Here is a 12,415-nt window from a genome sequence, read left to right as displayed (position 1 = left end):
TTTTGCGATATAAAAATAGGAAAAAAACCAACCGCACTTTCTGTCACCAAATACAAAGCAAACGTTTTCCTTTACAGTGCTTTAGCGTATAATTCGCGCTTTCTTTTGCATAAGGACCCCAAAAATATGAATAATCAACTCCTCTACTCCGTTGAAGATAAACCGCCTTTTGGATTGAGTTTATTGCTTGCCGCACAACATTTATTAGCGGCACTCGGAGGCATTATCGCTGTACCTTTGGTGATCGGCAATGTGTTAAAACTCCCCACTGAGGACACCATTACTTTAGTGAATGCTGCATTGTTAATTTCCGGCGTGGTAACCGTGATTCAATGCCGTGGATTAGGCCCAATCGGTATTCGTTTACCCAGCGTGATGGGAACCAGTTTTACTTTTGTCGCTGCGGCCCTCGCTATTGGTTTTAGTGATTACGGTGTCGCCGGGATTTTAGGCGCGTCTTTAGTCGGATCTTTAGTGATGATTATTGGTAGCTTTTTTATGCCCTATATTCGTAAACTTTTTCCACCTGTTGTCACCGGTACAGTGGTGATGATGATCGGCTTAAGCCTAATTCCCGTTGCAGTGGATTGGTTTGCCGGCGGTCAACGTGGTGATGCCAACTATGCCACACCGGAAAATTTGATGATGGCAAGTTTTGTATTAGTTATTGTTGTCGCCTTGGTTCAATGGGGAAAAGGCATTTTCTCCGCTGCGGCGATTGTGATTGGAATGATGACAGGTTACGTCCTCTGCCTTATTTTAGGTTGGGTTAATTTTGATGGTGTGGCAAACGCTCAAACCTTCGCTGTTCCACAACCGCTACATTTTGGGCTTGCATTTCCTATTTCAGGGATTATTGGGATGTCTATTGCTTATTTGGTGACGATTGTTGAATCCAGCGGTAATTTCCTAGCACTGGGTAATGCCACCAATACCGAAATTACCGGTAAACATTTACGGGGCGGTGTACTGGCTGACGGATTAGGTTCAGCGTTGGCGGCAATTATGTCCACCACGCCTTTTTCTTCTTTTTCACAAAATATTGGCGTGATCTCTTTAACAGGCGTAGCCAGCCGTCATGTGGTCGCATTAACCGGTGTGTTACTAGCATTAGCCGGATTATTCCCTGTGTTTGGCGCATTAATCGTTTCAATTCCATTACCGGTACTCGGCGGTGCAGGTTTAATGATGTTTGCCATGATTATTGCCGCAGGGATTCAGATGTTGGATAAAGTGGAACGCAGTAAACGCAATGGCTTAATTATTGCTATCTCAATCGGTTGTGGATTAGCGGTCACCACTCGTCCGGAACTGCTTGATAAACTCCCGCACTTTTTCAAAGAGGTATTAGGTTCTGGTATTACTGTGGGTTCATTATTGGCGTTGATATTGAATTTGATCCTGCCGGAAGATAAAGAAATCACAAAAGAATAATAAAAGAAAAAACACGCAATAATGCGTGTTTTTTTATAGTCTTTGGCTACTTTATACCACAGGTTTCTGACGATAAAAAATCAAGCCCGGCAAAGCAAGCCCAAAAACCAACGCACCTAAAATAAAGGCGGTGTTAATAAATGAGCTGATCATTTGCTCCAAGAGTTCATGGGAATAACCATAGTGATGAATTTGTACGATGGAAATCATCGCTTTATATGCTTGTACACCGGGAATCATAGGAATAATCGCTGCCACCGTAAATGCTTTTGGATGCGCCAAATAACGATGTGATAAATGTACACCGACAAAACCGATAACACAGGTGGCAAAAAAGGTGGCAAAGACAATAGGCACATTCATGTGCAGAAGTAATGTGCGTGTTACATGCCCTAACGCCCCTAGAATAGCACAATATTTTAATGCCTTAGGCGGTACATTAAAGGCTAAGGCAAAGCCTACCGCAGGAATAGCGGCAAAAACCATATCATCAAGCAAACTCAATAGAAACATCATCTTAATGCCCCCATGTCGTGATATGCAACACACTCAGCGCCAACACAATACCAAGGCAAGCACCAAAAGTCAGCACTGTTGCGATTGTCCAACGTCCCAGTCCCATATTGACGTAGCCTTTTAAAATATCAGCCAAGGAATTAATTAAGGGGAATCCCGGCACAAGCAACAATACGCTGGAAGCTAAGGCAATTTGAGGATCGTTTCCCCATTGATATTTCAAACTGATACCGGAAATGAGTGAGGCAACAAATGCTGTAATCGCGAAAACAATGATCGGATTATAATGATGTTTTGATAATTCCTGTCGTACAAACATCGCTACGGCGGAGGCCAAAAAAGTTATCAGACAAATCAGCCAATCGCCCCCGGACAAATGTGCAAAAGAAGCACAGGATAAGCCAATCATAAACACGACTAAAGCACGAGGATATTTTAAGGGCTTTAATTTATCCAGTTTATTTTGTGCCAGCGTTAGATTGTATAACTTACGTTCCACCAAAATCACAATGTGCTGAACATCCGTCACTATTTGCATATTAATACCTTTATCAGTATTTTTGCGTGCAGTGGTAATACAATGCCCGTTTGAGATGGTTGTAATCACCACAGCATTTGCCGTGAGGGCACATTCCACACTTTCCATCCCAAGTGCAATTCCCAAACGTTGTGCCATCTGTACCACTACCGTACTTTCCGCTCCATGCTGCAATAACAACAATGCGGTTTGTACACAAGCACGCGTCACGCCCCGCTGATACTCTTGTTCCATCTTCATCCTCATACCTAAAATTAATGAGATAAATTATAGACAGCTCAATAAAAAATGGAGAAAAAACAAACCGCACTTATGATCCAAATCAAAAGTGCGGTCAGGTTTTTTATCGTTTTTTATTTTAGAGTTTAACCACTTTAGCTTGCTTAATCATATTATCCGCCACCTCAAGAATGGTGATTTGCAAACCTTCGATTTCACATACCGTGCCTTCATCGGGGATTTCTTCTAAATGTTCGAGAATCAAGCCGTTAAAGGTGCGGGCATCTTCCGTATCCAGTTCCCAGCCGAACATTTTATTCAAATCGCGAAGATTAGCAGAACCTTCAATAAGCATAGATCCGTCCGATTGTCGGATCACTTCTTCATCAATCGTTGGGGCTGTCGAGGTGGTAAAATCACCGACAATTTCTTCTAAAATATCTTCTAAGGTGACTAAGCCTTTTATATCGCCATATTCATCCACCACCAAACCGATACGTTCTTTATTGGCTCGGAAGTTCATCAATTGGGTTTTCAACGGCGTGCCTTCCGGAATGAAATACACTTCATCCGCCGCACGAATTAAAGTTTCTTTGGTAAATTCATTTTTCTCAAGTAATAAACGGAAAGCCTCACGCACACGTAAAATACCAAGTACATTTTCGTCCAAACTGCCTTTGTAGAGCACCACCCGGTTATGTGCGGCGTGATTAAGTTGACGCATAATCGCTTTCCAATCATCATCAATATCAATACCGCCGATTTCATTGCGGGGAACCATAATGTCATCCACGGTAACCGTGCCCATATCAAGGATGGAAAGCAACATTTGCGGATGCTGCTCATCAGGTGTTGCCTCTCCGGCTTCAGTGACAATACTTCTTAATTCTTCGTGACTGATGACTTGTTTTTGTAAATCCGGTTTTAGTCCTACTAACCGCATTAATGATTTGGTAAAAATATTCATCAACCAAACCAAGGGATAAAAGATTTTCAATAGAAAAGATAAAATATGGCTTGAAAATAACCCCACTTTCTCAGGATACATCGCCGCAACGGTTTTCGGGAAAATTTCAGAAAAAACCAACATCACAAAGGTAAGTAACCCCGTTGCTATCGCCACACCGGCATCACCATACAAGCGCATTCCAATCATCGTTGCAATCGCCGAAGCACTGATATTAACAAGATTATTGAAGATAAGAATAAAACTTAGCAAAGTATCGGGCTTCTCAAGCAGTTTTTCAGCTTTTTTCGCCCCTTTATTATTTTGTTCGGCAAGAAAACGTAAGCGGTATTTGTTTAACGAGAGTAAGCCGGTTTCCGAACCGGAAAAATACGCAGACAAAATTAAGCAGATAATAAGTGTCAGAAATAACGTACTAAGGGGAATACTGTCCAAGGGAAAATCCTTTTGTTGGTTAATCACAACGCAGGTGGTGTTAAATGTGAACGAGATTGAATTTCACCGCACCTACAGTTCAATAATAAAGGCGAATTTTTATTCGCCTTTATTGTTTAAATCAATCGACTGCCAAAATAGGCAATCGTGAGGGAAATAATACCCGAAATAGCATAAATAATCATCCTTTTTCCTCGCCATCCCAATCGCCAATGCCCAAAAAGAGCAACACCCAGTATCAGCCAAGCCAAAAAGGAAAACCCGGCTTTATGGATATTTTCTGCGGTAAAAGCATTAATTGAATGATAAACACCGGAAATTAATGTCAATGTGAGAAGAAACTCCCCAACGGCAAATAACTTGAAGAAATGACGTTCAACCGTGATAAGCGAAGGCATCACCGGTGAAAAACGTGTTTTTTTCGCTTTTAAATGGCGATCAATCCAACCGATTTGAATGGCATAAAGCATCGCAATAAAGCAAACCGCATAGGTGAAAATCGACAAGCCGATATGAAATAACATTACCGAATCTTGATTCAACAACTGAATCATATGACTTGGCATAAAAGTGGCTAAAACCAAGTTTAAAATGGAGAAAGCAAAGACGATAGGTAATAAAAACCAAATGGAATTGACCGTCAATATCGCCAAAGTGGCAAGCATCGCAATGCTCACACTCATCAATGAACCGATTTGCATCAATGTAAACGTATGATCTTCCGCTAAGTTTTGTAAAGAGGGATATAAACTCACAAAATGAAAAATAATCGCCAAAAGTGCGGTCAAAAACAGCAATGTTTTTTTAGGGCGGGATTGAATATTATCGGTTGAATCCGTTGATGTCAGCAATGGCGCAATCATCAACACACTTATCAGATAAAACAAAATCGAAAAGACGGCAAACCACATAACTTGAGCTTATTTATTGAGAATGTTTCACATTTTAACGATCTCATTCGCAATTCGCCATAAATTTATTTGAAATGATGAAAATCCCTTAAATTTCGGTATAATCACGGCAATTTTTGATGAAAAAACAGGATTAAGAATGTTTGAGAATTTATCTGATCGCCTTTCAAAAACCCTACGTAATATCACGGGGAAAGGTCGTTTAACGGAAGATAATATTAAAGACACCCTACGCGAAGTGCGTATGGCATTGCTGGAAGCGGACGTGGCATTACCTGTAGTGCGTGAATTTATCGCCAAAGTGAAAGAAAGCGCGTTAGGCGAAGAAGTCAATAAAAGTTTAACGCCGGGGCAGGAATTTTTAAAAATCGTTCAACGTGAGCTTGAAAAAGCCATGGGGGAAGCAAACGAAAGCTTAAATCTTGCCACCCAACCCCCTGCTGCGATTTTAATGGCGGGCTTGCAAGGTGCGGGAAAAACCACCAGTGTGGGGAAATTGGCAAAATTCTTGCGTGAACGCCACAAAAAGAAAGTATTGGTTGTCTCTGCCGACGTGTACCGCCCGGCTGCCATTAAACAATTAGAAACCTTGGCGCAATCTGTGGGCGTGGATTTTTTCCCTTCTGATGTGAAGCAAAATCCGGTAGAGATTGCCAAAGCTGCTTTAGCAGAAGCCAAACTCAAATTCTATGACGTGCTTATCGTGGATACCGCCGGTCGCCTACATGTAGATGGCGAAATGATGGAGGAAATCAAACAAATCCACAGTTCGTTAAATCCTATCGAAACCCTTTTTACCGTTGATGCGATGACAGGGCAAGATGCCGCCAACACGGCAAAAGCCTTTAATGAAGCACTGCCACTTACCGGGGTCATTCTTACCAAAGTCGATGGTGATGCCCGTGGCGGTGCAGCCCTGTCTATTCGTCAAATCACAGGTAAACCCATTAAATTCCTTGGGGTTGGTGAAAAAACCGATGCCCTCGAACCTTTCCATCCGGATCGTGTTGCCTCCCGCATTTTAGGCATGGGTGATGTGCTTTCCCTTATTGAAGATCTTGAACGCTCGGTAGATCGTGAAAAAGCGGAAAAAATGGCACAAAAATTCAAAAAAGGCGATGCCTTTACCTTAGATGATTTCCGTGAACAATTAATTGAAATGAAAAAAATGGGCGGAATGATGTCTATGCTAGAAAAGCTTCCCGGTACAAAGAATTTGCCTGATCACATCAAAAACCAAGTGGATGATAAAATGTTCGTCAAAATGGAAGCCATTATTAATTCCATGACCTTAAAAGAGCGGGCTAATCCCGATATTATCAAAGGATCCCGTCGCCGCCGTATTGCATTGGGTTCTGGCACTCAGGTGCAGGATGTGAACAAATTGCTCAAACAATTTGACGAAATGCAGCGAATGATGAAAAAAATGCGTAAAGGCGGAATGTCAAAAATGATGCGAGGTATGCAAGGATTAATGGGCGGAGGCTTAGGCGGCCTCGGTGGTTTAGGGGGAATGTTTAGACGTTAAGAATATAGTTTAAGAAATACTAACTTTAGAGGGAATAATCAACTAGACTTATTCCCTCATCTTCATAAGGTCATTCTGTTCTATATAATTCCTTTCTTTTAGTAAGTTTTTTCTATAAAATTTCGTCCGTTTATCGACCATATATCTAAGGAATACAAGTGTCATTCTTTTCAAAAATTTGGAAGTTTTTTTCTAATCTTTTTACTTTGTCTCCAATAGAAAAATCAGAATCTATTGAAGCAATTTCCAAACTGCCACAATTTGATGAAATTGAGATGAAAAAAATGGAACAAGAACTTGATTTGACATCTCAGGCAAGAAAATTAGGAGAGAAAAATATTCCATCTTCATCAGATCATATATTATCGGGTATTGAATCTTCTATTCGCAGTGAAATTGAGCGATACCGCGCAAAATGTGCATCTTGGCGGGATAGCCGTATTAACATTCAAGATAAAAATCTTACTGATTTAGTTCTACAAGTGAAAGGATTGACAGATAATGCCCTGCTTATCAAAGAATCCTTTACACAAAAAGTGAATGATCTACTTTCACAACGAAAAATTGAGCTGGATGAGGTTGAACAAAGTTTTTCCAGAGCCAAAAAGGAATTATGCGAGTTTCGTCAAAAGCATCGTATTGATAGAGATCCTATCAAACCTTCCGGGGGAAAATATTTCTTTATGATAATGCTCTTGCTTGCCTTAATTATTGTCGAAGGTGTCGCTAATGCCTACTTTTTTGCTCAAGGTAGTGATGGTGGTTTGATTGGTGGCTTTATTCAAGCTGGTATGTTTGCTTTTGTCAATGTGACCCTTGCTTGTGTTCAAGGACGCTATAGCCTTCCCTTCTTTAACCATCGAAATATGGGGCTTAAATTACTAGGTATTTTAGCGTGGATTATCTGTTTATCTCTTATTATTACCGTTGCACTTGGCGTATCACATTATCGGGATGCGATGGCATTGGACGTAGAAAATACTGCCAAAATTGCACTTAATCATTTCATCAGCTCACCTTTTACATTTAACGATATTAATTCTTGGGTATTGTGTGCGGTAACCTGTATTTTTGGGATAGCTGCCGCTTTTGATGGACTGTATTTGAATGATCCTTATCCGTTTTATGGGAAAACTGATGCTCGTTATAAAGATAAACGAGATGAATACGACAGTCTAATTAATGAATTAAAAGAAGAGATTGAAGAATTTAAAGAAGAGGCATTGATGAATTTAGATAATTATGAAAAATTACTGCGTAATAATTTAGTCCAACAAGATAAAATTATCAATGATAAAATTCATACCCATTCCGTTTTTGAACATAGAATGGAACATGCCCAAACAACGTTGCAAGGTTTAGTACAAAAATTTCGGAATGAAAATGCCGCTTATCGAACTACCCCTGCCCCTCTCTACTTTCAAAAAGAGATTGAATTGAAAAAAATTGATTTACAAGCTGAATTTGATCCAAATCACGACAGGGATAACCTAGATAAAAGTGAGCAAAAAGCGAACGAATTTTTCACAAGAATAGCGGATTTTAAAGCGGAGATTAATCGCACATTTAATCAGCAATTTGATCATTTAAATGCAATTTATGATATGAAATTTAATGGAGGATTGAATGAGTAAGCGTAGAAAAAAACAAGAAAATAATTATATAGTATGGGGTGTAATATTATTGATATTTGTCATCGTATTTGTCGGGGGGGGCGTTTATTATTGGCATTCATCTAATAAAGAACAAATCAATAAGCAAACCCTTTGCCCTGTGAGTGGACCCGTGGCGCATACGGTATTATTAATTGATAAAACTGATCCTTTAAATTTTACGCAAAAGCAGGCTCTTCAAGTTCTGATCAACAACTTAATGGATAGTCAAATTGATAAGGGTGAGTTAGTTTCTGTTTTTGCTTTGGGTGAAGACTTCAAGGAAAATAATGAGACAATTTTAGAAATTTGTAACCCTGGAGATGGTAAAGATAAATCTGAATGGACAGCGAATTTAAAACGTTTAAAAACGCAGTATGAAGATAAATTTATGGCGCCTATTTTAAAAATAACCAATGAATTAATTGATTTAGAACCAGCCAAAAAATCGCCTATTATGGAACAAATTCAAATGGTATCTATAAATGGATTTAGAAAACATAATATTCAAGGCAAAAAAAGCCTAATTATTGTTTCAGATATGTTACAAAACACCGATGATTTTTCTATGTATAAAATGCCTAAATTAAACTATGAGGCGTTTGAGAAACAAAATTATGCTACAAAAGTACAATCGCATTTAGATAGTGTGAGAGTTAAAATTATTTATTTAATGAATAACCCTAAATTACAAACGCGTAGTAATTTATTATTTTGGGAAAACTTTTTTAATAAAGCGAATGCAAGAATTATCGAAGTTCGACCGTTAGAAGGATAAAAAATGCAAAAACTTAATGTTCAATATTTATTTATTGCTGCCTGCGTTCTAAAACTTGGTGCATTGATCGCTGCGTTCTTTTTGAAGGATATTTATATTTTTGGTTTTATCCTTCCTCTAATTTTTATGGCAATTTATATTATTCTCGGTTGGAAATTAAGAGAAAATGAGGTATCAGACGAAAAATTTGCGGATTCTTGCTATTATCTAGGCTTTATTTTTACTATTGCCACTATTTTATTAATTTTAATTGATTTAGATAGCATAGGGCATGATATAAATACCATTGCAGCACGTTTCGCAATTGCAATGGTGACAACTTTATTTGGCGTTATTGCGCGTGTTTATATCATTGGTTTTAAAAAAGACGCAATGGATAAAATGGACGATGCAGAAGCTAAATTATTATTAGCCACAGAACGCATGACAGAACAAATGGAAATTGCATCGGATAGATTTTCCCGTTTAGCAAATGAAATTTCACTTAACTCTGAAAACTGCCGTAATCAATTAGAAGGCGCAATGGAAGGAATTGGGAATAGTTATGCCAAACAAGCCAAACAATTTTTTGATGAGATCGCAAAACAATATAGTGTAGATACGAATAACGTGGTCGAAGCCAATAAAAAATTAGCGCTTTCAATTAAAGGATTATTAAAAAATACCGATGGATTACAACAAAACTTAGATTTATTTGCAGAAATGCTAAATAAACAAACAGAATTATTATCACAAAGTGATTTAAGACCAGCCTTGAGAGCCATTGAAGACGGCTACCGTCAATTTGCTCAAAACGTATCTCACCAAACAGAAAATCAATATATTCTTAATGACTCCATCAAACAGTTACAAGGCACGATGGGGAATCAGCAACAGCATTTCTTACAGCTCAACAAAGAGATGCAAGCCGTGCAAGATAGATTAGCGTCATTAACTCAAGCGATCCCAACGCTAAGCTCATCAGTACAACAACTTTCGCACACGGCGGAAAAACAGCGTGACTACAAAGCGGAACTAACCCAAATAGCGCAGCTTTTAAATACGTTGGTATCACAAAAACCAGCAGAAAACATCAATTATCAATCTGAGATAGATGAAATTCGCATAAGTCTAATGCAAATTTTAGAACTGATTAAGCTAAAACAAACCTCACAAAAACCAGCAGAAAATATCAATTACCAATCTGCATTAGATGAAATTCAGCGGAGTCTCATGACAATGTCAGATGAGATTAAGAAAGCCAGTACAAAACGAGGTATTTGGGGTGGACTTTTCCGTTCAGGCGAAGAGAGAGTAAAAGGTGAGTAGAATGTTTAACCGCAAAAATGAGGGGATATTTCAACTCTCTTTAACTGAAATCGCCTTTATGCTTATTTTTATTTTACTTTTCTTGCTCGGCTCAATGTATTTTAATTTAGTGAAAGAAAATCAAGAATTGCTACAAATAAATGACCAACAAAAAGAGCTTTTGATTGATTATGAAGGCTCTAAACAGGTCATTGCGGAAAGCATCAAAGTATTGCAATTACAAACTTCGGATCCAAATGAAATTATTTCCCAACTTAAAGCGATGCTTGAAACAAACCAAGAAATTCAAAAGTTGAGAGAGAATTTGCAAGGCCAAGAGGCTCTCCTTTCTAGCTTATCTGAAATCTTAGGTAAAGATCTGAGCCGTGAAGAGCTGGCTGATAAAATCGCTGAAATTTCAGCTTTTAATGAAAGTATATTATTAGCAGCTAAAGATGCGGGCGTTGATCATACGGATTTAAATGCAGTTCAGAACTACTTAACTCAATCAGTTAAATTAAATCATACTATTGAGAATATGCTGGCTTCAATTCCTGATATATCTGAGCAAGAACGAGAAAAGCTAATTCATAACTTAGTTTCCAAGCTAAACGACACAAATACAAAAGAAAATATTAATTTACAAGGACAAGTTGCCTATTTACGTAAACGACTTGAAGCACAAGGTGGAAGAGATTTACCACCTTGTTGGGCAAATGCTGAAGGTGCAGTTGAGTATTTATTTAAGATGGATATTTTTTCCAGCGGAATTAAAATTACCCCTATTTGGGAATCACATCGAGCCGAAGATGCGAAGCAAATACCTAATATAGAAAAACTTTCAAATAAAATTTTGACTAGAGCATATTTCCAGCAGCTCACTTCACCGATTAGAACCCTCACTGATGAAATGCAATGTAGACATTATGTAAAAATTAAAAACCATGTCTCTGATTTAAGGACATTCAATAATTACCGCTATGCAATTGAACATGTGTTTTATAAACTTGAATTAAGATAAATGTAATTTAGTGTACCTTATAAATACGTAGTCTTAACCTATTTTCCTACACTGATAAAGTGCGGTGAAAAATCCCCCTCTTTTGTAAAGAGGGTTAGGGGAGATTTAAATCACCGCACTTTATCATTTCTATAATGAAAAATTGCTCACACATCATGGATATTGCATTTTTACTCGGTAACAAAATTATTGAACTCACCCTTGTGGTGCTGATGGGGTATGGGTTGGTGAAAGCCAAACTGTTAAAGTCGGAAGACAGTAAACCGCTGTCGATTATCGGGCTTTACATTATCAGCCCGGCGGTGATGATTGAGGCATTTCAAATCGACTACACGCCCGAAATTCTGCGGGGGTTAATGCTTTCCCTCGCTATGGCGATCTTTTTGCAGCTTATCCTCATCGCCACGGGTAGCCTGTTAAAACGTCTGTTCAAACTTGATCCCATTGAGCACGCCGCTTCCATTTATTCCAATTCCGGCAATTTGATTATTCCGATTGTGATGTCCCTATTCGGTAAAGAATGGGTTATTTATGCCAGCTGTTTTATTGTGGTGCAAACCTTTTTATTTTGGACGCACTGCCGCCTGATTATCGTAGGAAAAGGCAATTTAAGCCTGAAAGTCATTTTGAAAAACATCAATATGTGGTCGATTTTTATCGGCATCATTCTCTTTGCTTTTCAAATCAAATTACCGCCGTTTATTAACGGTACACTTTCTTCTGTCGGGGTTTTCATCGGTCCAAACGCCATGCTTATTGCCGGAATGTTGATCGCCTCAATCCCACTACGAAATATTTTTTCCTCAAAACGTATTTATTTAATTACCGCACTTCGTTTAGTGATTATCCCGCTTTTTCTGTTGGTTATCGTGAAACTTTGCGGCTTTGCCGGTTGGGTGGAAAATGGCGAAACCATTGCGATGATTAGCTTCCTCGCCACCACCAGCCCGTCCGCCGCTACCGTCACGCAAATGGCATTGATTTTTGGCAACAATGCACAAAAAGCCAGTGCAATTTATGGCGTCACCACCTTCCTTTGCGTGTTCACTATGCCGCTGGTGATCGCCCTTTATCAAATGTGGTAAGACTGAAAAGACAAAGAGCGGTCATTTTTACGGAAATTTTTTTC

The 12,415-nt window shown here is 38.8% G+C and carries 11 protein-coding genes; 7 read left to right on the top strand and 4 right to left on the bottom strand.

Translation table 11 applies throughout. The features are described 5' to 3' along the window. Positions 1-126: 126 nt before the first annotated feature. Positions 127-1,434, top strand: coding sequence for a nucleobase:cation symporter-2 family protein (locus BKK52_RS03325; protein WP_077477893.1), 1,308 nt, complete (start codon positions 127-129; stop codon positions 1,432-1,434). Between the two features lie 51 nt (positions 1,435-1,485). On the opposite strand, the gene BKK52_RS03320 is transcribed toward BKK52_RS03325, so the two are convergent. The 4 genes from BKK52_RS03320 to BKK52_RS03305 form a co-directional block, all read right to left on the bottom strand. Next, positions 1,486-1,950, bottom strand: coding sequence for a threonine/serine exporter family protein (locus BKK52_RS03320; RefSeq protein WP_077477891.1), 465 nt, complete (start codon positions 1,948-1,950; stop codon positions 1,486-1,488). Position 1,951: 1 nt separating this feature from the next. After that, positions 1,952-2,722: a threonine/serine exporter family protein gene (locus tag BKK52_RS03315; protein ID WP_143531381.1), complete on the bottom strand. Its 771-nt coding sequence runs from the start codon at positions 2,720-2,722 to the stop codon at positions 1,952-1,954. 124 nt (positions 2,723-2,846) lie between these two features. After that, positions 2,847-4,109, bottom strand: a complete 1,263-nt coding sequence (locus tag BKK52_RS03310; RefSeq protein ID WP_077474308.1) for an HlyC/CorC family transporter — start codon at positions 4,107-4,109, stop codon at positions 2,847-2,849. Between the two features lie 116 nt (positions 4,110-4,225). Beyond that, complete coding sequence (locus BKK52_RS03305) at positions 4,226-5,020, bottom strand: cytochrome C assembly family protein (RefSeq protein WP_077419818.1); 795 nt, start codon at positions 5,018-5,020, stop codon at positions 4,226-4,228. 139 nt (positions 5,021-5,159) lie between these two features. Here BKK52_RS03305 and ffh point away from each other — a divergent pair, with 139 nt between their 5' ends. The 6 genes from ffh (at position 5,160) to BKK52_RS03275 (ending at position 12,371) form a co-directional block, all read left to right on the top strand. Next, positions 5,160-6,548 carry a signal recognition particle protein gene (gene ffh / locus BKK52_RS03300; RefSeq protein WP_077419819.1) on the top strand — a complete coding sequence of 463 codons (1,389 nt, stop codon included), beginning with the start codon at positions 5,160-5,162 and terminating at the stop codon, positions 6,546-6,548. A gap of 158 nt (positions 6,549-6,706) precedes the next feature. Beyond that, positions 6,707-8,182 carry a hypothetical protein gene (locus BKK52_RS03295; RefSeq protein WP_077477887.1) on the top strand — a complete coding sequence of 492 codons (1,476 nt, stop codon included), beginning with the start codon at positions 6,707-6,709 and terminating at the stop codon, positions 8,180-8,182. After that, entirely contained in the window at positions 8,175-8,978 is an 804-nt protein-coding gene (locus BKK52_RS03290; protein ID WP_077477885.1) for a hypothetical protein, read from the top strand. Before BKK52_RS03295 ends, BKK52_RS03290 begins: the two co-directional genes overlap by 8 nt. A gap of 3 nt (positions 8,979-8,981) precedes the next feature. Next, positions 8,982-10,286, top strand: a complete 1,305-nt coding sequence (locus BKK52_RS03285; RefSeq protein WP_077477884.1) for a hypothetical protein — start codon at positions 8,982-8,984, stop codon at positions 10,284-10,286. A 1-nt stretch (position 10,287) separates the two neighbouring features. Continuing rightward, a complete protein-coding gene (locus tag BKK52_RS03280; protein WP_077477882.1) occupies positions 10,288-11,286 on the top strand; it encodes a hypothetical protein in 999 nt (332 codons plus the stop codon). 155 nt (positions 11,287-11,441) lie between these two features. Continuing rightward, complete coding sequence (locus BKK52_RS03275) at positions 11,442-12,371, top strand: AEC family transporter (RefSeq protein ID WP_077477954.1); 930 nt, start codon at positions 11,442-11,444, stop codon at positions 12,369-12,371. Positions 12,372-12,415: the final 44 nt, after the last annotated feature.

It is taken from the genome of Rodentibacter trehalosifermentans (genome assembly GCF_002000545.1).
GTDB classification, from domain to species: domain Bacteria; phylum Pseudomonadota; class Gammaproteobacteria; order Enterobacterales; family Pasteurellaceae; genus Rodentibacter; species Rodentibacter trehalosifermentans.
This window is presented reverse-complemented; position numbering and strand designations above follow the sequence as displayed.